This window comes from Streptomyces sp. NBC_00271, assembly GCF_036178845.1.
Lineage (GTDB): Bacteria > Actinomycetota > Actinomycetes > Streptomycetales > Streptomycetaceae > Streptomyces.
The window spans coordinates 10,079,180-10,099,546 of the sequence record NZ_CP108070.1 but is presented as its reverse complement, the minus strand read 5'-3'; the positions used below and the strand labels follow the sequence as shown (position 1 = coordinate 10,099,546).

The window sequence follows — 20,367 nt, the reverse complement described above, 5'->3', positions numbered from 1 at the left end:
CGGCCTAGTAATCCAGCATCACCACTGCCTGTCAAGAGGTGGAACGCATGCCCCAGAACCTCCCCGAGCGTCCGGACTTCTTCGCCCGTCACCGCGCCCTGCTGGAGCAGGCGGTCGCCGCCACCGCGAGCCGCGGCCACTGGACCCCGTATCCGGAGTCGCCCAGCAAGTCGGTGTACGGGGAGGACGCGGCGAAGGCCGGGGAAGCGGCCTTCCATGAGCGGCTGGGCGGTCACTTCGAGCTGCCCGGCCACCCGGCGAGCGGCACGACATCCGCCACGGAAACCTCCCCGTACGGCTTCCCGCTCGATGTCACCTACCCCCGCCTCGCACCGGACGAGGCCGTGACCGCCGCGCAGGCCGCCACCGGCCCCTGGCGTGCCGCGGGCCCCGACGCCCGGGCCGGTGTGGCGGCGGAGATCCTGGCCCGGCTGAACGCCGCGAGTTTCGAGATCGCGCACGCCGTGCAGCACACCACCGGCCAGGCCTTCGTGATGGCGTTCCAGGCGGGCGGACCGCACGCCCAGGACCGCGGTCTTGAGGCGGTGGCGTACGCCTGGGCGGAGCAGAAGCGCCACCCGGGGGCGGCCCGCTGGAGCAAGCCGCAGCGCAAGGGCGGTCCGCTGCTGATGGAGAAGAAGTTCACGCCGGTCGGACGCGGGGTGGCGCTGCTGATCGCCTGCAACACCTTCCCGACCTGGAACGGCTACCCCGGTCTGTTCGCCAGTCTGGTCACCGGCAACCCGGTCGTCGTCAAGCCGCACCCGGGCGCCGTCCTGCCCCTGGCGATCACCGTGCGGATCGCGCGCGAGGTGCTGACCGAGGCCGGCTTCGACCCGAACCTGGTGATCCTCGCGGCGGAGGGCGCCGAGGAACGTACGGCTGCGGCGTACGCCCTCCACCCGGACGTACGGATCATCGACTTCACCGGCTCCACCGCCTTCGGGGACTGGCTGGAGACCCACGCCCGCCAGGCCGCCGTGTACACGGAGAAGGCGGGCCTGAACACCGTCGTCCTGGATTCGACGGACGACTACCGCGGGCTGCTGGGCAACCTGGCCTTCTCGCTGTCCCTCTACAGCGGGCAGATGTGCACCACCCCGCAGAACCTCCTCGTCCCCCGGGAGGGCTTCGCCACCGACCAGGGCGTGAAGACCGCCGACGAGTTCGCCGCCGACCTCGGCGCGGCGCTCGACAAGCTGCTCGGCGACCCCGCCCGCGCGGCCGGCACACTCGGGGCGATCGTCAACGACGGGGTGCGGGAGCGACTGGAGGAGGCGGCCGGGCTCGGTCGTACGGTGCGGGCGTCCGCGCCGGTCGAGCACCCCGAACACCCGGACGCGGTCGTCCGTACGCCGCTGGTGGCCCGGCTGGACGCGGACGCCGACCGGGAGACCTACACGCGCGAGTGGTTCGGGCCGATCTCCTTCGTGATCGCCACCGACTCCACCGAGCACAGTCTGCGGATCTTCCGGGAGACCGTGCGCGCGCACGGCGCGCTGACCGCCGCCGTCCACTCCACCGACGAGGACGTGCTCGCCGCCACCGAGCTGGCGGCCCTCGACGCGGGAGTGCACCTGTCGGAGAACCTCACCGGCGGCGTCTTCGTCAACCAGTCCGCCGCCTTCAGCGACTTCCACGGCAGCGCAGCCAACCCGGCGGCCAGCGCCACTCTCTCCGACCCCGCCTTCGTCACCGGCCGTTTCGCCACGCTCCAGTCGCGTCGGCCCGCCACCGCCGAGGAACACACCGAGGAGTCCGCAGATGCCTGACGAGGTCTTTCTGATCGACGGTGCCCGCACCCGCAGGGCCGGTACGGGGGCGCGCTGGCCTCCGTACGGCCGGACGACCTGGCGGCCCTGGTCGTCGGCGAGGCGGTGCGGCGCAGTGGGATCCCCGGCGAGGCCGTGGACGAGGTGGTCCTCGGCGCGGCCAACCAGGCCGGTGAGGACAACCGGGACGTGGCCCGCATGGCCGTACTGCTCGCCGGCCTCCCGCACACCGTGCCCGGCTACACCGTCAACCGGCTGTGCGCGTCCGGGCTGACGGCGGTCGCGAACGCGGCCCAGGCGATCCGGTCCGGGGAAGCCGACCTCGTCGTCGCCGGCGGTGTGGAGTCGATGACCCGCGCACCCTGGGTGATGGCCAAGCCCGGCACCCCGTGGGCCAAGCCGGGCGAGGTGCACGACACCTCGCTGGGCTGGCGCTTCACCAACCCGCGTTTCACGTCCACCGACCGCGCCGTACCGGCGGGCGCGGGTCCCGAGACGGCCAAGGTGACCCTGTCGATGGGAGAGACGGCCGAAGAGGTCGCCGCGCTCGACGGCATCACCCGCGCCGACTCCGACGCCTTCGCGCTGCGCAGCCACCAGCGGGCGGTGGCCGCGCAGGAGGCCGGCCGCTTCGACCGCGAGATCGTGCCGGTGCGGGTGAAGGACGGCGAGGTCACACGCGACGAGGGTCCGCGCCCCGGCACGACCCTGGAGAAGCTCGGCACCCTGCGGACCATCTTCCGGCCGGACGGCATCGTCACGGCCGGCTCCTCCTCGCCGCTGTCCGACGGCGCAGCCGCGCTGGTGGTGGCGAGCGCGGCGGCCGTCGAGCGGTACGGGCTCACCCCGCGCGCCCGGATCATCACCGCCGCCTCGGCCGGCGTACAGCCCAACCTGATGGGGCTCGGCCCCGTCCCCGCCACCGAGAAGGCCCTTGCCCGGGTTGGTCTGGAGAGCGGGGACCTGGACGCGGTCGAGCTGAACGAGGCCTTCGCCGCGCAGGCACTCGCGGTGATACGGCGGTTGAAGCTCGACGAGGAGAAGGTCAACGCCGACGGCGGTGCGATCGCGCTCGGCCATCCCCTCGGCTGCTCCGGCGCCCGCATCCTGCTCACGCTGATCGGCCGCCTGGAGCGCGAGGACGCCCGCCGGGGCCTGGCCACCCTGTGCGTGGGTGTCGGCCAGGGCGTCGCGATGCTCGTGGAGCGCGTGTGAGCGCCGCGGACGAGTCCCCCGCCGGTCGAGGAGCGCCTATGAGCGGCATGTACGAGACGTTGCTGGTCGAGGAGCGCGACGACCGGGTCGTCGTCACCCTGCACCGCCCCGAGGCCCGCAACGCCATCAGCGGGCTGATGATCCGTGAACTGCACGCCGTGTGCGACCTGCTGGAACGTGACCCGAAGTTCCTGCTGCTGACCGGGCACGGCGGTGTCTTCGCGGGCGGCGCCGACATCGCGGAGCTGCTGCGACGCGGGCGCGACGAGGCCCTTCAGGGCATCAACAGCCGCCTGTTCGAACGGGTACGCAGACTGCCCATGCCGACCCTCGCCGCCGTCGACGGCTGGGCGCTGGGTGGCGGCGCCGAACTCTCGTACGCCTGCGATCTGCGCATCGCGGGACGGGAGGCGGTGTTCGGCAACCCCGAGCCGGGGCTCGGCATCCTCGCCGCGGCCGGGGCCTGCTGGCGGCTGCCCGAGCTGGTCGGCGAGTCGGTGGCCAAGCAGGTGCTGCTCGCCGGACGGAACCTGGACGCGCGGGCGGCGCTGGCGGCCGGGCTGGTCATCGATGTCGTACCGGCCGACCGGCTCCTCGAGGAGGCGCACGCGCTGCTGGACCGGATGGCCCGCTCCTCGGCCGCGGCCCTGCGCCTGACCAAGCTCGTGGTCGACTCGCCGGGCGCCCATCCGGTCGCCGACGACCTGGCGCAGGCCGTGCTGTTCGAGGGACAGGACAAGCGGGAGCGGATGACTCGCTTCCTGGAGAAGAGGAGCAGCGTATGAACACCGCCGTCACCGGCACCGCGTCCGCACCCTCCGTCGTGGGTGTGATCGGCGGCGGCCGGATGGGCGCCGGTATCGCCCAGTCGTTCGCGGCCGCTGGCTCGTCCGTGACCGTCGTGGAGAGCGGCGAGCACGCCGCGGCCGCCGCGCTGGACCGGGTCGCCACCGGGCTGACGCGGGCCGCCGAGCGCGGCAGGCTCGACGCGCCCGCCGAGGACGTGCTCGGCCGGGTCACCGTCGTCGGCTCGGTCGACGAGCTGCCACGGACGTCCGACCTCGTCGTCGAGGCCGTCCCCGAGGACGCCTCGCTCAAGGCCCGGCTGCTCGCCGCCGCCGAGCGGGCCCTGAGCCCGGCGACCGTCCTGGCCAGCAACACCAGCTCCCTGTCGGTCACCGACCTCGCGTCGGCGCTCTCCCGCCCCGGGCGCTTCCTCGGCATGCACTTCTTCAATCCGGTACCGGCCTCCGAGCTGATCGAGATCGTCGTCGCCCCGGAGACCGAGGACGCGACCGTACGGCTGGCGCTCGCCTGGACGCACGCCCTCGGCAAGAAGGACGTCGTCGTCAAGGACTCCCCCGGGTTCGCCAGCAGCCGCCTCGGCGTGGCGCTGGGCCTCGAGGCGATCCGCATGGTCGAGGAGGGGGTCGCAGGGCCGGAGGCCATCGACGACGCCATGAGTCTCGGCTACATGCACCCCATGGGCCCGCTGCGCCTGACCGACCTGGTCGGACTGGACGTACGCCTCGCCATCGCCGAGCACCTGCACGCCACGCTCGGGGAGCGCTTCGCGCCGCCGCGACTGCTGCGTGACAAGGTCGCGCGCGGCGAGCTCGGGCGGAAGACGGGACAGGGCTTCTACGCCTGGCCCTGAGCGGCCCCGGCGGCGCCTCGGGCCCTGCCCGGCCGCACGAAAGTCTTGCCCGTCCGGAAGAAACCCGTCACACTGGAACCGAACGAATGGTCGGTAGGGAAGCTGGTATCGATGACCACGACACACTCCGCCGCCACCGGCGCCGACGGCGTCGGGCCGGCGGCCGAAGAGCGGCTCCAGGAGCAGTTCGACGCGACCGTCGCGCGTGATCAGCGGGTCGAGCCGCGCGACTGGATGCCCGACGGCTACCGCAAGACGCTGATCCGGCAGATCGCGCAGCACGCGCACTCGGAGATCATCGGCATGCAGCCGGAGGGCGAGTGGATCACCCGCGCGCCGTCGCTGCGCCGCAAGGCCATCCTGTTCGCGAAGGTCCAGGACGAGGCCGGGCACGGGCTGTATCTGTACTCGGCGGCCGAGACCCTGGGCGCGGACCGGGCCGACCTCACCGAGCGGCTCATCGAGGGCCGGCAGAAGTACTCGTCGATCTTCAACTACCCCACCCTGAGCTTCGCCGACGTCGGTGTGATCGGCTGGTTCGTCGACGGCGCCGCGATCTGCAACCAGGTGCCGCTGTGCAGGAGTTCCTACGGCCCGTACGCGCGCGCCATGGTGCGGGTCTGCAAGGAGGAGTCGTTCCACCAGCGCCAGGGGTACGAGCTGCTGCTGACCATGATGCGCGGCACCGACGCCCAGCGGGCGATGGTGCAGGACGCGGTGGACCGCTGGTGGTGGCCGTCGCTGATGATGTTCGGGCCACCCGACGACAACTCCCCCAACTCGGCCCAGTCCATGGCCTGGAAGATCAAGCGGCACAGCAACGACGAACTGCGCCGGCGCTTCGTGGACATGACCGTGCCGCAGGCCGAGAAGCTGGGCGTCGTCCTGCCCGACCCCGAGCTGCGCTGGAACGAGGAGAGCGGACACCACGACTTCGGCACCCCGGACTGGGACGAGCTGATGCGGGTCATCAAGGGCGACGGACCGTGCAACGCCGAGCGGATCTCCCGGCGGCGGACGGCCCACGAGGAGGGCGCCTGGGTCCGCGAGGCGGCCACCGCCCACGCGGCCAAGCAGAGCGAGCGAGCCCGGAAGGAAACGGCGGCATGAACGACATCGACGGCAAGAAGGACGGCTGGCCGCTGTACGAGGTGTTCGTACGGGGCAAGCGCGGACTGAACCACGTACACGTCGGCTCGCTGCACGCCGCCGACGACGCGATGGCCCTGACCCACGCCCGTGACCTGTACACGCGGCGCAACGAGGGCGTGAGCATCTGGGTGGTGCGCTCGGAGCACATCGCCGCCTCCACCCGCGACGAGAAGGACCCGTTCTTCGCGCCGAGCGCCGACAAGGTCTACCGCCATCCGACCTTCTACGACATCCCCGACGACGTCCCGCACATCTGAGGAGCAGGGCATGAGTGACGACCACGTCTACCTGACCCTCGCCGAGGGACACGAGGACGACACCCGCTGGGCGTACGGCACCGGCTTCGAGGACCCCCTGCACGGGGTCGACACCACCGTGCCGGACGGGCTGGACGCCGCTGAGCTGGCGGCCTGCTGCGTCGTGCTCGCCGACGACGCGCTCGTGTCCGCCCAGCGACTGGCCGAGTGGACCACCCGTGCCCCCGAGCTGGAGGAGGAGGTGGCGCTCGCCAACATCGGCCTCGACCTGCTCGGCCAGGCCCGCCTGCTCTACGCGCGCGCCGGCCAGGTGGACGGCACGGGCCGCGACGAGGACGCCTACGCCTACTTCCGCGACGCCGACGACTTCCGCAACGTACGCCTGGCCGAACTTCCCAACGGGGACTTCGCGTTCTCCGTCGTGCGGCTCCTGGCACTGTCCAGCTGGCGACTCGCACACTTCGAGCGGCTCGCCGCGCACCCCGACCCGGTGCTCTCCGCCATCGCCGCGAAGGGCGTCAAGGAACTGGCCTACCACCGCCAGTACGCGGCCGAGTGGGCCGTGCGGCTCGGCGACGGTACGGCGGAGTCCCACCGCAGGATGCGTACGGCGCTGGAGCGGGTCGCCCCGTACCTGGGCGAGTTGTTCACGGCCTACGACGTACGGGACGAGGTCGTCGCCGTGTTGCGTCAGGTGACCGAGGCGGGCGGACTGCCCATGCCGGTGTACCGGCCGCTGCCCGGCTGCGGACGCGCGGGCGAGCACACCGAGCATCTGGCGCCGCTGCTGGCCGAGTTGCAAAGCGTGGCCCGCGCCCACCCGGGGGCGACATGGTGAGCGTACTGACCGATGCGCGACGGGCCCGGCACATCGCCGAACAGGTGCCCGACCCCGAGCTGCCCATGCTCACCCTCGCCGACCTGGGCGTGCTGCGCGAGGTGTCGCTCGCCCCCGACGGCACGGTCGTCGCGAGCCTCACGCCGACCTACTCGGGCTGCCCGGCGATGGCGGAGATGCGCGCCGACGTGGCCGCGCGGCTTGCCGCCGCGGGATACGAGCGCGTCGAGATCCGTACCGTCCTCGACCCGCCGTGGACCAGCGACTGGATCACCCCGGCGGGCCGCCGCAAGCTCGCCGCACACGGGATCGCCCCGCCCGGCGCCGCGCCTCGGCGCCCGGCCGGTCCGGTACCGCTCGTGCTCACCACCACCCGGCGGGCCGCCGTGCCCTGCCCGCGCTGCGGCTCGGCGGACACGGAGGAGACCTCCCGCTTCGCCGCCACGTCCTGCAAGGCGCTCTGGCGCTGCCGCGCCTGCCTGGAACCGTTCGAGTACGTCAAGGAGATCTGATGGACGACCTGATGGAGTCGGCCGCCCCCGCCCCGGCGGTACGCCCGCGTACCCGCCGTCGGCCGGCCTTCCACTCCCTGCGGGTCGCCGCCGTGCAACCCCTGTGCGAGGACGCGGCCGCGGTCAGCTTCGACATCCCTGCGGAGCTGGCCGAGGAGTTCGCCTTCGCCCCCGGGCAGTCGCTCACCCTGCGGCGCGAGATCGACGGCCGTGACGAGCGCCGCTCGTACTCCATCTGCTCGCCGGCCGGATCGGTGCCGCGCATCGGGGTGCGGGTGGTGCCCGGCGGTCTGTTCTCCGCCTGGCTGGTGCGGGAGGTACGCCCCGGAGACATGGTCGAGGTCATGGCCCCGACCGGCGCCTTCACGCCCGACCTCGCCACCCCCGGCCATCATGTGCTGATCGCCGCGGGCTCCGGCATCACCCCCATGCTGTCCATCGCCGAGTCGGTGCTGGCCGCGGACTCCCGCTCGACGGTCACCCTCTTCTACGGCAACCGGCGCACCGACACCGTGATGTTCGCCGACGAGCTGGCCGACCTGAAGGACCTCTACCCGGCCCGGTTCCAGCTCGCCCACGTCCTCTCCCGCGAGCCCCGCGAGGCCGAGGTGCTCTCCGGCCGGCTGGACGCCGAGCGGCTGTCGGCGCTCGTCGGCTCGCTGGTCGACGTGGCGGGCGCGGACCACTGGTGGCTGTGCGGCCCGCACGGCATGGTCCGCGACGCCCAGCGGGTGCTGGCCGGGCTCGACGTGCCGGCCGACCGGGTCCACCAGGAGCTGTTCTACGCGGACGACGAGCCCGTGCGGGAGGTGCACCACCAGGACACGGCCGCCGTGGGCCCGGTCAGCGAGGTCACCATCACGCTCGACGGCCGCACCACGACCGCCGCCCTGTCCCGCGGTCGGAGCATCCTCGACGGCGCCCAGAAGACCCGCCCCGACCTGCCCTTCGCCTGCAAGGGCGGCGTGTGCGGCACCTGCCGGGCCCTGGTCACCGACGGCAAGGCCGACATGCGCCGCAACTTCGCCCTCGAACCCGCCGAGGTCGACGCGGGGTATGTCCTTACCTGCCAGTCGTTCCCGGTCACGGAGACGCTCGCCGTCGACTACGACAGCTGACGCGGTCCTCCATCACCATCGCGATCTCCATCGTCGGGAATGGTTGTGGCAGCTCGGCGTGACATCCGTCACGCCGAGTTCGCGTATCAACGTGGTGCGGTAGTACATGGCGCCTGGGCGATATAGCCAGACTTGCCACCCGCAATCCGACATACGTGCGCATGTCCCTCTGACATATGCCAACCGTGATCGCGTCACGCCGCCCTCCGGGCACATGAAGCCTTCTGACGGATCGTCAGGCCATGGCGCGCTCCGGTCAGCCGGGTCTGCACACCCATACGCCCGATTCAAGGACGTTCGGGGTCTACGAGGCCGGGTAGTAGTCGCGCTCGTTGCCGCTTACTCACGCAGGTTTTAACAATGGCGGCCCCAAATGGCGTCACCACAGCTCAGGCACAGTCCCGGTGCGGAGCCGGCCCACCGGTGGCGCCCCCGCGACGACCGAGCGAGGCCCGCATGAGCAAGCACCGCAGGAAGACGCGCCACCGGCAGATCACCATCGCTGCCGTCGTGCTGAGCGCGCTGGCAGTACCGACCGCCGCCATGGCGTGCATGAACGACCAGAGCGCCCCGGACGCGAAGTCCTCCGGTCAGCGGCAGAGCTGGAAGAACTGGCAGAACGCGTCCCTGCAGGAGCGCGCGTCCCTGAAGGAGCGGCGGAAGGGCGGCGGGTGGACCGCGCATCCCCAGAAGCCCACTTCGCAGGCCACCACCGCGCCCTCCGCGCCGGTCGCGACGGAGCCCGCCGCGCCCGAGGCACCCGCCTCCGCGACTCCCGCCGCACCGGAGGCGCCCGCCTCGACGGCACCCTCCGCGCCCGAGGCCCCTGCCTCGTCGGCACCCTCCGCGCCCGAGGCCCCTGCCTCGTCGGCACCCGCCACACCCGAGGCACCCGCCTCTACGGCACCCTCCGCGCCTGAGGCCACCGCCAGCGCGTCCCCGAGCACCGCGGGCACGACGGCCCCGGCATCCGCCGCCGTGACTCGTGTCGTGGCCCTGGTCAACAGTGAGCGCGGCAAGGTCGGCTGCTCCCCGCTGACCCTGAACGCGAAGCTCTCGAAGGCCGCCCAGGATCACAGCGCGGACATGGCGAGCCACCAGAACATGTCGCACACGGGCTCCGACGGTTCGGATCCCGGCCAACGCATCACGACCGCCGGTTACACCTGGAGTGCGTACGGCGAGAACGTCGCGTTCGGATACTCCACCCCCGAGGCGGTCATGGCGGGCTGGATGTCCAGTCCCGGCCACAAGCGCAACATCCTGGACTGCGACTTCAAGGAGATCGGCGTGGGTCTCGCACAGCCCGGCAGCTACTGGACGCAGGACTTCGGCGCGGCCCGTTGACCTACGCCTCGCGGCGGCCCTCGTCAGCCTCCTCCGTTGCGCCCGCACGGTGTGAAGGAGCCGAGCGCAACACCCGGGTCCGCCGGTTCGCCGACCCGCTCGGCGAACCGGATCCGGCTGCCCCGGGGCGGGACGGAGCCGGGGCAGCCGTCGCGACCGGTCTCGGCCACCGGTTCGGGACCGGCCGTGTATGGAACGCCCGGGTAAGGAAGGGCCGGGTCGTGCGCCGCCGGGTCGGAAGCTGCCAGGTCGGAAACTGCCGGGTCCTGGACCGCCGGGTCCTTAACCGCCAAGTCGGCAACCGCCAGCCCGGAAACCGCCGGGTCCTGGACCGCCGGATCGGCACCCGCCGGGTCCGCAACCGCCGGCTTGTGGAGCAGGAGCAGCGCCGCGTCGTCGTGCAGTCGGCCGCCCACATGCGCCAGCAGTTCGTCGTGCAGCGCGGTGAGCGTGCGCGCCGGTTCGTCGCACAGGTGGCGCGCCAGTCCCTCGGCCAGCGGGTAGAACTCACGGTGGTGGTTGCGGGCCTCGGTGACCCCGTCGGTGTAGAGCAGCAGCTGATCCCCGTCGGCGAAGGGCAGCACCTGGAGGCTGGGAGTCTCGCCCGTGAGAGCGCTCAGCCCGAGCGGCGGGGCGGGATGGGTGGGATCCACCGGCACGACACCCCCGGACGCACGCACCAGCAGCGGCGGCGCGTGTCCGCAGTTCACCACCTCCAGATGCCCTGCCTGCGGGTATCCGGCCACAACGGCGGTGACGAAGTCGTCGGTACCGAGGTTGCGCGCCAGGCTCCGCTCGATCCTGGCGACGACGGCGAGGAGGTCGGGCTCGTCGTAGGCGGCCTCCTGGAAGACACCCAGGACGAGTGCGGCGGTGCTCACGGCCGGCAGCCCCTTGCCGCGCACATCCCCGACGATCAGCCTGACGCCGTACGGAGTGGGCACCAGCGCGTAGAGATCCCCGCCGATACGGGCCTCCGCCGCCGCCGCGCTGTAGCGGACCGCCACCTGAAACGGCCCGACCGTCGCCGGTACCGGCCTCAGCAGCGCGTGCTGGGCGGCCTCTGCGACCGAGCGGACGGCCGCGAGCACCCGCTCACGACGTCCCCGCAGCGCGCCGGACAGGCCACTCGCGAGAGTGACGGCCGCCAGCGCGGACAGCACGGCCACCAGTTCGCGGCCCGGCACACCGTCCCGCATGCCGAGCGCGGCACCCAGCACCGCGGCGAGGAGACCGACGCAGAAGACCCCGCGCGGCCCGCTGGTCGTGGCTGCCAGCGCGGGCCCGGCCACGAGCAGGGAGAGCCAGATCACGCCTGCTCCGCCGACGAGGCCGACGAGCACGACCCCGAGAACGATCAGCACGGACAGTACCGGCGTACCAGAAGCCAGGTGTGCGGCAGCGCGTGTCCGGGCCGACGCCCCGGGACCGGCCACACGGTTCCTGAACAGCCCTATCGGCCAGGGGGCGCCGCCATGGTCTCGGGCCTGACTCATGTTTCGTCCGCAGTCCTCACCGTGCGCCACCCGCACTCCTAAAATGTCCGTTTCATCCAGGAAACGGGTTCGGGTCGGACGCGACAAGGACAGGGATTTCAGATAGTGAGCGAGAGGCTCCTGGTCACGCGGTTCGCGGTCGGCGTCAACCGCTCCAGAACCTCCTCGAGCCGGGAGAGCCGGTTCACCGGCAGCGAGACACCGAGCGAGCCGAGTGTCTCCCCGCTGTACACCGGCACCGCGACACACACCGTCCCCAGCGAGTACTCCTCCAGATCCGTGACGGCCGGAGCCATCGGCGAGGAGTCCAGCCGCCGCAACAGTTCCCACGGACTCGTGATCGTCCGTGGCGTGAGATCCGCCAGGGGATGCCGCGAGAGGTAGTCCTCGCGCGACTCGTCGTCCAGCTCCCGCAGCACACACTTGCCCAGCGCGGTCGCGTGCCCCGCGTCCTCCATCCCCACCCACAGATCCACCCGCGGCGCCCGGGGACTGTCGACGATCTCCGCGACCCGGATCTCGCCCTCCTCGTAGAAGGTGAGATAGGCGGCAGCCGTGATCTCGTCCCGCAACGCCGCCAATGTGGGACGCACCCGCCCCAGCAACGCCTGTCCGCGCCCCGAGCTGTGCAGCGACTGGACCTTGTCCCCCAGCACGAACCCGCCGTCGCCCAGCTTCCGCACATAGCCGTCGTGCACCATCGTCCGCAGCAGGTGGTACGCCGTGGCCAGGGGCAGCCCCGTCTCCCGTGCGAGCTGCTTCGCCGGCACACCGTTCTCGTGCGCGCCCACCGCCTCCAGCAGACGAAACGCCCGCTGCACGGACGTGATCAGCGTGGGGCCCTCACGAACACCCATACGACCAGAGTGCGCCGGTCAGGCGACACGAGCAAGGCGGCAACGCCCCACCCGACTGCGCGTACGGATCGGGCGTACGGCCGATGCCCTGGCTTGAGGGCGGAACGGCGCCGCGGGAGGCTGGAGACGACGCCCTCGATGTGCGCCCGGTTACCTCCGGGCGCTCCTCAGGGCTCCGCCGAGGCGAGGACGAGGGTAAGAACCCATGGATAGCGAGCACGTCGCATCCGGAGGCAAGGTGCCGACGCCCGTACCGGAGGACTCCGCTGTCGTCGTCGACGCCCGGGGTTCGGTCATGGTGTGGAGTGCCGGAGCCACGCAGCTGCTCGGCTACGAACCCGAAGAGATCGTGGGCCGCCACGCCACCGACCTGCTCGCCGCCGACCTGCCCGCCTCCGCGCGGCGCCACATCGCCGAAGGGCGCCAGTGGGCCACCGAGGTGGCCCTTCGGCACCGGGAGGGTGGTCGTGTCGTGGTGCGGCTCCGGGGAGCCCCGCTGGTGGACGCGGCGCGCCGGAGGCTCTGGCTGGTGACCGGCGCGGCGCTGACGAACCCTGCCGGACCGTCCGACCCGAATGCGGCCGCGATGTGGGGCCGCACGCTGGCGCAGCTCCCGCTGCCGGTGGCGGTCTACGACCTCGATGCGCGGCTCGTGGCCGCCAACGAGGTCATGACGCGGGTGATGGGCAGGACCGAGAAGGAGATGCGGGGCCTGACGCTGTGGGAGATCGAGCCGAGCTGGCCCTTCGACGAGTACGACCGCCTCCAGCGGGAGGTGCTGCGCACCGGTGAGATGATCTTCCATGAGCAGCACGGCCAGGCTCCCGGCGAGACGCGGGAGCATGCGTGGTCGATGTTCCTGTCGCCGTTGAAGGACGAGAACGGCACGGTGCACGGGCTGTCGGCGACCGTGTTCGACACCACCGAGCAGTACTGGGCCCGACAGCGTCTGGCCGTGCTCAACGACGCGAGCCTTCGCATCGGCAGCACCCTGGATGTGACCCGAACGGCCGAAGAGCTGGCCGAGGTGGCTGTGACCGGGTTCGCGGACTTCGTCACCGTGGACCTGCTGGAATCCGTGGCGCAGGGCGAGGAGCCCCGGTCGGTGCCGCCAGGCGAGTCGGTCACGGTCCGCCGCGCCGCGCAGCGATCGGTACTGAAGGGATGCCCGGAGTCGGTGGTCGCCTCGGGCGGCACGGGGCGCTACCCGGCGGATTCGCTGCCGGTGCTGGCGCTGGTCAGCGGCCGGGGCACCCGGCACCGGTCGGACGACCCGGCGCTGCGGGCGTGGGTCGAATCATCCCCGGCCCGTGCCGCGACCGTGGGCAAGTACATGATCCACTCGGTGATGATGGTCCCCCTGCGGGCCCGGGGGGTGACCCTGGGCATGGTGCACTTCCTGCGGCACCGGACGCCGGAGTCCTTCGGCGAGGACGACCTGCTGCTCGCGGAGGAGATCGTCGCCAGGGCGGCGGTGAGCGTGGACAACGCTCGCCGCTACACCCATGAACGCCGCACGGCGCTGGCACTCCAACGCAGTCTGCTGCCCGAGCGGCCACCGGCTCTCACGGCGGTGGAGGTCGCCTACCGCTACCTCCCGGCCGGTTCCGGAGCCGACATCGGAGGGGACTGGCTCGACGTGATCCAGCTGTCCGGCGCGCGGGTCGCCCTGGTCGTGGGCGATGTGGTGGGCCATGGCATTCAGGCCTCGGCCACGATGGGGCGCCTGCGGACCGCCGTACGAACTCTCGCGGACGTCGATCTCGCCCCCGACGAGTTGCTCACCCAGCTCGACGACCTCGTCATCAGGCTCGACCGGGAAGAGGGTCCGGAGGCGCGCGGACGGGCGGAGGAGACGTCGGGTGAGGTCGGGGCCACCTGCCTGTACGCCGTTTACGACCCGGCGTCCCGCCGCTGCACCATGGCACGCGCCGGGCACCCGCCGCCCGCCCTGGTCACCGCGGACGGCACCGTGCGGTTTCTGGACCTGCCCGCCGGGCCGCCGCTCGGCCTCGGCGGTCTGCCGTACGAGTCCACCGAGGTGGAGCTCGGTGAGGGAAGCCTGCTCGCTCTCTACACCGACGGCCTGGTCGAGACCGCCGACCGGGACATCGGCGTCGGGCTCGAACTGCTGCGCCGGGCGCTCAGCAGTCCGGCCGACACGCTGGAGGAGACCTGTGACCAGGTGCTGAGCACCGCATTGACCAGCCCTCCCGCCGACGACATCGTCCTGCTCCTGGCCCGTACCTCCGCGCTCGACGCCCGGCAGATGCGGACCTGGCACCTGCCGCTGGATCCAGCGGCCGTCGCCGGGGCCCGCAAGGTGGCGGGCGAACAGGTGGCCGCGTGGGGGCTGGACGAAACGGCGTTCGCCACCGAGCTGATCGTCAGCGAACTGGTCACCAACGCCATCCGTTACGGCGAGGCGCCGATCCGGCTACGCCTCATCCGCGGCTCCACGCTCATCTGCGAGGTCTCCGACGGCAGCAACACCGCCCCCCATCTGCGCAGAGCCCGGGTCTTCGACGAGGGCGGGCGCGGGCTGCTGCTGGTCGCCCAGGTCGCCGAGCGCTGGGGCAGTCGCCAGACCCCCACCGGCAAGACCATCTGGGCCGAACAGCCACTGCCCGCCTGACACCAGCACGCCCCCCGCGCCGCCACCGGCGCCGACCGTGACGGTGGTGGCGGGCTCACGGCACCGGTCGTACCTCGGGCGGACGCCGCCGGGCGGAGTTCACGAGCCGGTCGGCGAGCGCGACGACGAGATCGCGGAGCTCGTCGGGTCGCTCGATCACGAAGGGCAGATCGAGCGACGCGAGCACCGGAGGCAACCAGTCGAGCCGTTCCACACGCAACCGGACACGCGACCAGAGCTCGGCATCACCGTCCGCGCGTCCCAAAGCCCGCGGCTCCTCGACGATCGCGACGCTGGCCGGAAGCCGGACACGGATCTGCTCGACCGTCCCCCGGATCCACAGGATCACTTCGTGCCGGTACGGAGCCTCGGCGAACCCCGACACGACGCGCCGCGCCGGATCGAGTCCCGCGGGCGGCTCGAAGGAGCCCGGCAGGGACCTCGCGTCCGCGATGCGGTCGAGCCGGAACGTGCGGTCCGCACCGCTCTCGGGCTCCGCACCGGTTACGTACCACCGGCCCGAGTGGACGACGAGCCCGTACGGGTGCACCGTGCGGGCGCTGTGCCGGCCGTCTCCGGCGGTGTATTGGATCGAGATCGGCCGGCGATGGCGGATCGCGTCGGCGATCGGAAGCAGGACCGCGCTCTCCGGTGCGGCCGTCTCGTCGGGCGGAGCGGTGAAGGCGAGGGAGTCGAGCACGGCGTCGAGCCTTCGAGCGAGGTGCTTCGGCAGGACGCGCCGGATCTTGGCCGTGGCCGTCTCATGGGCGGTGCCCGTGGTCGTCGGCAGCCCGGCTCGGCGACCGGCGATCAGGCCGAGCAGCACGGCCAGCGCTTCGTCGTCGCCGAGCATGAGCGGAGGCATGCGGTGGCCGGGGGCGAGCCGGTACCCGCCGTAGCGGCCGCGCACCGATTCGACGGGCACATCGAGGTCGACCAGGTGGTCCACATACCGGCGCACGGTGCGTTCGTCGACGTCGAGCCGCTCGGCGAGTTCGGCGGCGGTCCTGATGCCGCCCGACTGCAGGAGCTCCAGCAGGGTGAGCACGCGAGCTGTGGGCCTGGGCATGCTCAGAAGTATCCCCGCGATACCGGGCGGAATGTGTCCGCTATCTCTCCTAGCCTCCGTGAGTACGCATCCCACCGAACTCACCGGGAGATCATCGTGAACCTCGTCTCGATCCGCGTCATCACGGGCGATGTCGCACGCCTCGTCGACTTCTACGAGCGCGCGACCGGCATCCGGGCGAGCTGGTCCCACCAGGACTTCGCCGAGCTCCGGACGGCGTCAGCCACTCTCGCGATCGCCGGCGTCCGCACCGTGCCGCTGTTCGCGCCCGACGCCGCCCGTCCGTCCGACAACCGCTCCGTGATCATCGAGTTCCTCGTCGACGACGTGGACGGCGTGTACGAGAACCTCACCGGCTTCGTGGAGGACTTCGTCAACAAGCCCACCACCATGCCTTGGGGCAACCGTTCGCTGCTGTTCCGCGACCCCGACGGCAACCTCGTCAACTTCTTCACCCCGGTCAGCCCTGACGCCGTCAAGAAGTTCGCTTCCTGACGACGCCGAGGCGGAGCCGGCGGGCTGGGCTACGCCGCGAAGGTGACCCCTCGCGCCGTGGTCATGAGCGGCGTGCGCGGCGGGACGCGTACACCGCCCCGGCACCGAGGGCGACCACCAGGGCCGCGCCGCCCGCGAGGGTGCCGACCGGCGCGCTCGCACCCGTCTCCGCCAGCGGCGGCCCGCTGTCGCTGGGCGACGGCTTGGGCGTGGCGGGCGGCGTCGACTCCAGCGGGGGCACGTCCGGCGTCGTGGGAGGCGTGGTGGAGGGCTTGGGGCTGGTCGGAGGCGGGGTCGTCTCCTCGGCGGGAGGCTGTCCGCCCGCGGGAGTCGTGGGCGTGACCGGGGTGGCGGGAGTGGTCGGGGTCGACGGCGTCGGGGTGGGCGAGTCCGACGGGCCGGGGGTGCACGGCTGTTCGCCCCCGTTCCACGCCGCTATGAGGTGGTAGGGGGTGACGACGTTGTCGGGCTCGTAGGGCACGGGGCCGTGTCCCTCCCCCGTCTTCCCGTCGTAGGTGATGTCGTCGCCGTACAGGTCGATCTGGCCGTAGCAGTCCGGCGCCTTCACGGTGAGCTTCTGCCAGGTCCGCTTCGCGTCGTCCGTACCGGCGACGTCGTCGGCGGTGAGGTAGACCGTGGCCTTGTCGACCAGGCTCTGGTGTCCGGAGACGTACCAGTTCGGCCCCTCGGTGGTGTATTCGGCGAGGGACACGGGGTACTTGCAGCCCTCCCCGACCGTCTGGCCCGGAGCCAGCCGGACCTGGACGCTCCCGGGAACGGTGTCCCATTGATGGAACCCGCCCTGCGAGGTCCAGTCGGCGCCCACGACGTTTCCGTCGGCGCCGACGATGCGGTACTGGACCGTGGCGGACTCGCACGCCCCGGCGGTCGTGGCACTGGCCACCCCCGCGCCGAGCAGGGGCACGGCGGAGGTGGCGAATGCGGTTGCGGCGAGCACAGCCAGAGTTCTGGAGTGTTGCGAACGCGACAAGATGAGCCTCTGTGAAATCGAAAGTGTGGGAGGTGATGGCGCGCGAGTGACCGACGCGGACGGCAGAACGGGATGACCCGACGCAGAACCGGCGGCAGGCATGCCGCCCAAGCCACTCGTGTCGCTTCGCTCACTTCAGACGCGGCGAAGCGAGCTGGATTCTTTCAACTCTTAACAACTCCCGTCAATCCTTCACCGGTTGACCACTCTCTCCACGGAACACACCCCGATGGTAGGGGACTTACAACACGAGAAGGCCCCCGGATGGTTCCGGGGGCCTTCACTCGTGTGGCGCGTCAGGTCAGCTGGGGACGGCGACCCGTCCGCTCGCGGCGGCCGTCACCGGCTTGGGGTTCAGCAAGCGCTCGGCCAACTCGCCGAAGACCAGGCCGAATCCGCCCCACAGGACGGTCTGTATGGCCAGTGCGGAGAGACGGAACCGCCACAGCAGGGTGGCCGGGAAGTCCTTCGGCACCTCGTTGATGACCGGCAGGAACGCGTACGCCAGACCGATCACGACGGCGAAGGCGGCCACCGCGCCAACGGTGGCGTACCAGGTGCCGATCCTGGGTGCCAGCCGCTTGCCCAGGATGGTGGCGGCGATCGCGAGGAGCACGCTGAGCACCATCATCAGGAAGTACAGGGTGGTCCGCTTGCCGATGGTGTCGGCGTTGCCGACCGACGGCGGGTTGGCCGGGTACTTCAGGAACGGCACGACGTACACGGCCAGCAGCGCGCAGCCGGACAGCAGCAGTGCGGTCGCCCGCGGGCTGAAGCGGCCGACGCGGCCGAGCGCGAAGGAGAAGGCCAGCGCGGCGATGCCGCCGAAGGCGACGCCGTAGACCAGGACGCCGGTGGCGAGACCGGCGGTGGACTGCAGAGACCGGGAGACGATCTCCATCTCGTGCTCGTGGGAGTGGGCTTCCTCGAAGCTGATCGCGCTGTCGACGTTCGGCTCACCGAGGAAGTAGGCGGCAACCAGGGCGAGCAGGCCGGCACCGAGGCCGGCCAACATGCCCCGCACGAGCAGATTTCTTACCGTCGCGGAGTTCATGGGAGTGCTGGGGTTCCCCTCGGTCAGTGGCAGGGGAAGCCGAGAAGGTGGCGGGCGTCGTGTACCCACTCGTGGACGTCCGAGCCGGAGACGACGGAGGTGGCGCCCTGTTCGGCACCGACGAAGTACAGCAGGACGAGCATCAGAATGCCGAAGAAGACCGCCCACGGAGCAATCGCCTTGAGCGGCAGCTTGGCGGGAACGACGGGGGTGGTGGTTGTCGGCTGGGCGACGGTCTGCGCCATGGCAGGGCCTCCTCGGGAGTTCGCGTCCCATCTCGGTGGTGCACTGGACGACGGCTACGGGTCTGACTCACAAGGGGTCCCAGCGGGCTGGAGCCTCTCGTTCACAGTGGCGCGACCGTGCCGGTTTCCCACCGGCTTCCGTCTTGCCGTCATCGATATCGCACCGACCGTACCGCGTGTCGGGTGTGGGGCCAAGACCGCGCCACCTGGCGTGATCTTCCTCTCGCACCAGGTGGGCGGTCCCCTGTGAACAGCGGGTCAGCCGTGGCGGAACCCGGCTGAGTTCGGGGCCCCGGCCTCGCTCTCAGACCGAGGGGGACCGGTCCGCGTCCTGGGACTCGGGCGTGTCCGTCGTACGACCGAGCTTCTGTGCCTCCTCCAGCGTGCGAGCCCCGCGGAGGGGGGAGAACGTGAGCCAGAACGAGACGACCAGGTAGGAGACCCCGACGGCCCACAGGGCCGTGCCGGGTGACAGGGCGTCAGCCAGCGCACCGCCGACGAGGGCTCCCAGGGGCAGCGTCCCCAGGGCGACAAGGCGGTAGCTCGCGGTCACCGCGCCGATCTGGTGCTCCGGCGGAATGGCCTGCCGCAGGCTGACGGCGAACACGTTGAACAGTGCGACGCCGAAGCCGTTCACCATCATGGCGACCGACGCGAGCACGGCGACGTACCCGCCGACCTGGCTGACGGCGGGTACGAGCAGCAGACCCACCGCGGCCAGCACCGCACCCAGGGCCAGCACACCGCCGACGGCCCACCGTCGGGTGAGCCGGGTGGCGCAGAGCGAGCCGATCAGGGCCCCCACACTGCCGATGCCGGTGATCACGCCCACGGTGGTGCCGCTCATGTCGAGGTCACGGACGGCGAACACCAGGAAGACGGTCAGGAACGCCTTCTCGTGCAGGTTCGATAGGCCGGCCTGAACGCACAGGTCCCGGATCGGGCGCAGGGACCACGTGTAGCGGAGCCCGGAGCCGATCGCCTTCAGCGCCGACTCACGTGGCTGTTCGGGGGCCTTGACGCCCCGCAGCAGCAGACCGCTCACCGCGGCACCGGCGGAGCATGCGGCGGCCACCGTCAGGGTCGGCGACGCCCCCAACTGGCCGACGAGGAAGCCGGCCGCGGCCGGACCGGCGAGGGTGCTGACCGAATACGTCGCCTGGTGCAGGCCGTTGGCCGCGGCGATGGAGTTCAGCGGCAGGAGCCTGGGCAGCGTGGACTGGTAGGCGACTTCGTAGAAGACGGTGGCGACACCGATCACGGCGGCGGCGACGACAAGTTGGCCGAAGTTCAGCCCGTCGGCCGCCTGGAACGCGGCGAGCACCGCAAGCGCCGCGCCCTGAGCGACACTCGCGGCGACGAGGGTGCGGCGCGGCGGATACCGGTCGACCATGACACCGGCGATCAGCGAGAGCACCACGACGGGGACGAACTGCACCGCCGAGACGAGTCCCACGCCCGTGCCGTCCGCATGGAGGTAGGTGACCGCGATCAAGGGTAGGAGAAAACTGGTCAGCTGTCCGCCGAAATGCGCCGAGGTTTCTCCGAGCCAGATGTTGCGGAAGTCTTTGTTGTCCGCGATCAGGATTCGAATATCCTTGTCGAATATGGCCACCGCAACCCCCGGTCAAGTCTTCATGAAAAAAATCACGGCAAC

17 protein-coding genes, 2 pseudogenes and 1 riboswitch are annotated in these 20,367 nt (G+C 71.5%); of the genes and pseudogenes, 12 read left to right on the top strand and 7 right to left on the bottom strand.

Going from position 1 to position 20,367, the window contains the following annotated elements; translation table 11 throughout:
* Positions 1 to 47 precede the first annotated feature (47 nt).
* From paaN to OG798_RS45905, 10 genes and pseudogenes are all read left to right on the top strand, one after another.
* The gene (paaN, locus tag OG798_RS45950) at positions 48 to 1,772 is read left to right on the top strand and encodes a phenylacetic acid degradation protein PaaN (RefSeq protein WP_121414056.1); all 1,725 of its coding nucleotides are present in this window, start codon (positions 48 to 50) and stop codon (positions 1,770 to 1,772) included.
* Positions 1,765 to 2,987 (top strand): annotated as a pseudogene (locus OG798_RS45945) (thiolase family protein). The gene paaN and the pseudogene OG798_RS45945 overlap by 8 nt, the downstream one beginning before the upstream one ends.
* A gap of 38 nt (positions 2,988 to 3,025) precedes the next feature.
* Entirely contained in the window at positions 3,026 to 3,772 is a 747-nt protein-coding gene (locus tag OG798_RS45940) for an enoyl-CoA hydratase/isomerase family protein (protein WP_328759036.1), read from the top strand.
* Positions 3,769 to 4,644 carry a 3-hydroxyacyl-CoA dehydrogenase family protein gene (locus tag OG798_RS45935; protein WP_328759035.1) on the top strand — a complete coding sequence of 292 codons (876 nt, stop codon included), beginning with the start codon at positions 3,769 to 3,771 and terminating at the stop codon, positions 4,642 to 4,644. The genes OG798_RS45940 and OG798_RS45935 overlap by 4 nt, the downstream gene beginning before the upstream one ends.
* 111 nt (positions 4,645 to 4,755) lie before the next feature.
* Complete coding sequence (paaA, locus tag OG798_RS45930) at positions 4,756 to 5,754, top strand: 1,2-phenylacetyl-CoA epoxidase subunit PaaA (RefSeq protein ID WP_328759034.1); 999 nt, start codon at positions 4,756 to 4,758, stop codon at positions 5,752 to 5,754.
* Positions 5,751 to 6,053, top strand: a complete 303-nt coding sequence (gene paaB / locus OG798_RS45925; RefSeq protein ID WP_067360480.1) for a 1,2-phenylacetyl-CoA epoxidase subunit PaaB — start codon at positions 5,751 to 5,753, stop codon at positions 6,051 to 6,053. Before paaA ends, paaB begins: the two co-directional genes overlap by 4 nt.
* Positions 6,054 to 6,063: 10 nt before the next feature.
* Positions 6,064 to 6,891, top strand: a complete 828-nt coding sequence (paaC, locus tag OG798_RS45920) for a 1,2-phenylacetyl-CoA epoxidase subunit PaaC (protein WP_328759032.1) — start codon at positions 6,064 to 6,066, stop codon at positions 6,889 to 6,891.
* Positions 6,885 to 7,403 carry a 1,2-phenylacetyl-CoA epoxidase subunit PaaD gene (gene paaD / locus OG798_RS45915; RefSeq protein ID WP_328759030.1) on the top strand — a complete coding sequence of 173 codons (519 nt, stop codon included), beginning with the start codon at positions 6,885 to 6,887 and terminating at the stop codon, positions 7,401 to 7,403. The genes paaC and paaD overlap by 7 nt, the downstream gene beginning before the upstream one ends.
* A complete protein-coding gene (gene paaE, locus OG798_RS45910) occupies positions 7,403 to 8,521 on the top strand; it encodes a 1,2-phenylacetyl-CoA epoxidase subunit PaaE (RefSeq protein ID WP_328759029.1) in 1,119 nt (372 codons plus the stop codon). The genes paaD and paaE overlap by 1 nt, the downstream gene beginning before the upstream one ends.
* 456 nt (positions 8,522 to 8,977) lie before the next feature.
* The gene (locus tag OG798_RS45905) at positions 8,978 to 9,868 is read left to right on the top strand and encodes a CAP domain-containing protein (protein ID WP_328759028.1); all 891 of its coding nucleotides are present in this window, start codon (positions 8,978 to 8,980) and stop codon (positions 9,866 to 9,868) included.
* 341 nt (positions 9,869 to 10,209) lie between these two features.
* On the opposite strand, the pseudogene OG798_RS45900 reads toward OG798_RS45905, so the two are convergent.
* Both OG798_RS45900 and OG798_RS45895 read right to left on the bottom strand, forming a co-directional pair.
* Positions 10,210 to 11,364, bottom strand: a pseudogene (locus OG798_RS45900) (PP2C family protein-serine/threonine phosphatase); the annotation flags it as partial.
* Positions 11,365 to 11,462: 98 nt separating this feature from the next.
* Complete coding sequence (locus OG798_RS45895) at positions 11,463 to 12,221, bottom strand: IclR family transcriptional regulator (protein WP_121414063.1); 759 nt, start codon at positions 12,219 to 12,221, stop codon at positions 11,463 to 11,465.
* Between the two features lie 205 nt (positions 12,222 to 12,426).
* Between OG798_RS45895 and OG798_RS45890 the strand changes: the two genes are divergently transcribed.
* On the top strand, positions 12,427 to 14,856 hold the full coding sequence (locus OG798_RS45890; protein ID WP_328759026.1) for a SpoIIE family protein phosphatase: 2,430 nt from the start codon (positions 12,427 to 12,429) through the stop codon (positions 14,854 to 14,856).
* Positions 14,857 to 14,911: 55 nt separating this feature from the next.
* On the opposite strand, the gene OG798_RS45885 is transcribed toward OG798_RS45890, so the two are convergent.
* Positions 14,912 to 15,925, bottom strand: a complete 1,014-nt coding sequence (locus OG798_RS45885; RefSeq protein ID WP_328759025.1) for a helix-turn-helix transcriptional regulator — start codon at positions 15,923 to 15,925, stop codon at positions 14,912 to 14,914.
* A 96-nt stretch (positions 15,926 to 16,021) separates the two neighbouring features.
* Here OG798_RS45885 and OG798_RS45880 point away from each other — a divergent pair, with 96 nt between their 5' ends.
* On the top strand, positions 16,022 to 16,420 hold the full coding sequence (locus OG798_RS45880) for a VOC family protein (protein ID WP_095851047.1): 399 nt from the start codon (positions 16,022 to 16,024) through the stop codon (positions 16,418 to 16,420).
* 61 nt (positions 16,421 to 16,481) lie between these two features.
* Here the strand turns inward: OG798_RS45880 and OG798_RS45875 are convergent, their stop codons facing one another.
* The 4 genes from OG798_RS45875 to OG798_RS45860 form a co-directional block, all read right to left on the bottom strand.
* A complete protein-coding gene (locus OG798_RS45875) occupies positions 16,482 to 17,378 on the bottom strand; it encodes a hypothetical protein (protein ID WP_257017432.1) in 897 nt (298 codons plus the stop codon).
* Between the two features lie 334 nt (positions 17,379 to 17,712).
* Entirely contained in the window at positions 17,713 to 18,465 is a 753-nt protein-coding gene (locus OG798_RS45870) for a CbtA family protein (RefSeq protein ID WP_095851049.1), read from the bottom strand.
* 23 nt (positions 18,466 to 18,488) lie between these two features.
* Positions 18,489 to 18,710, bottom strand: a complete 222-nt coding sequence (locus OG798_RS45865; RefSeq protein WP_054232543.1) for a CbtB domain-containing protein — start codon at positions 18,708 to 18,710, stop codon at positions 18,489 to 18,491.
* A 35-nt stretch (positions 18,711 to 18,745) separates the two neighbouring features.
* A riboswitch (cobalamin riboswitch) is annotated at positions 18,746 to 18,894 on the bottom strand.
* Between the two features lie 120 nt (positions 18,895 to 19,014).
* A complete protein-coding gene (locus tag OG798_RS45860; RefSeq protein WP_121414066.1) occupies positions 19,015 to 20,325 on the bottom strand; it encodes an MFS transporter in 1,311 nt (436 codons plus the stop codon).
* Between the last annotated feature and the right edge of the window lie 42 nt (positions 20,326 to 20,367).

Excerpts from the sequence above, each read along its gene's own strand:
- OG798_RS45870 (WP_095851049.1), bottom strand. The coding sequence starts at position 18,465 with ATGAACTCCGCGACGGTAAGAAATCTGCTCGTGCGGGGCATGTTGGCC.
- OG798_RS45885 (WP_328759025.1), bottom strand. The coding sequence starts at position 15,925 with ATGCCCAGGCCCACAGCTCGCGTGCTCACCCTGCTGGAGCTCCTGCAG.
- OG798_RS45890 (WP_328759026.1), top strand. The coding sequence starts at position 12,427 with ATGGATAGCGAGCACGTCGCATCCGGAGGCAAGGTGCCGACGCCCGTA.
- paaB (WP_067360480.1), top strand. The coding sequence starts at position 5,751 with ATGAACGACATCGACGGCAAGAAGGACGGCTGGCCGCTGTACGAGGTG.
- paaC (WP_328759032.1), top strand. The coding sequence starts at position 6,064 with ATGAGTGACGACCACGTCTACCTGACCCTCGCCGAGGGACACGAGGAC.
- OG798_RS45935 (WP_328759035.1), top strand. The coding sequence starts at position 3,769 with ATGAACACCGCCGTCACCGGCACCGCGTCCGCACCCTCCGTCGTGGGT.
- paaE (WP_328759029.1), top strand. The coding sequence starts at position 7,403 with ATGGACGACCTGATGGAGTCGGCCGCCCCCGCCCCGGCGGTACGCCCG.
- OG798_RS45865 (WP_054232543.1), bottom strand. The coding sequence starts at position 18,710 with ATGGCGCAGACCGTCGCCCAGCCGACAACCACCACCCCCGTCGTTCCC.
- paaD (WP_328759030.1), top strand. The coding sequence starts at position 6,885 with ATGGTGAGCGTACTGACCGATGCGCGACGGGCCCGGCACATCGCCGAA.
- OG798_RS45905 (WP_328759028.1), top strand. The coding sequence starts at position 8,978 with ATGAGCAAGCACCGCAGGAAGACGCGCCACCGGCAGATCACCATCGCT.
- OG798_RS45940 (WP_328759036.1), top strand. The coding sequence starts at position 3,026 with ATGAGCGGCATGTACGAGACGTTGCTGGTCGAGGAGCGCGACGACCGG.
- OG798_RS45895 (WP_121414063.1), bottom strand. The coding sequence starts at position 12,221 with ATGGGTGTTCGTGAGGGCCCCACGCTGATCACGTCCGTGCAGCGGGCG.
- paaN (WP_121414056.1), top strand. The coding sequence starts at position 48 with ATGCCCCAGAACCTCCCCGAGCGTCCGGACTTCTTCGCCCGTCACCGC.
- paaA (WP_328759034.1), top strand. The coding sequence starts at position 4,756 with ATGACCACGACACACTCCGCCGCCACCGGCGCCGACGGCGTCGGGCCG.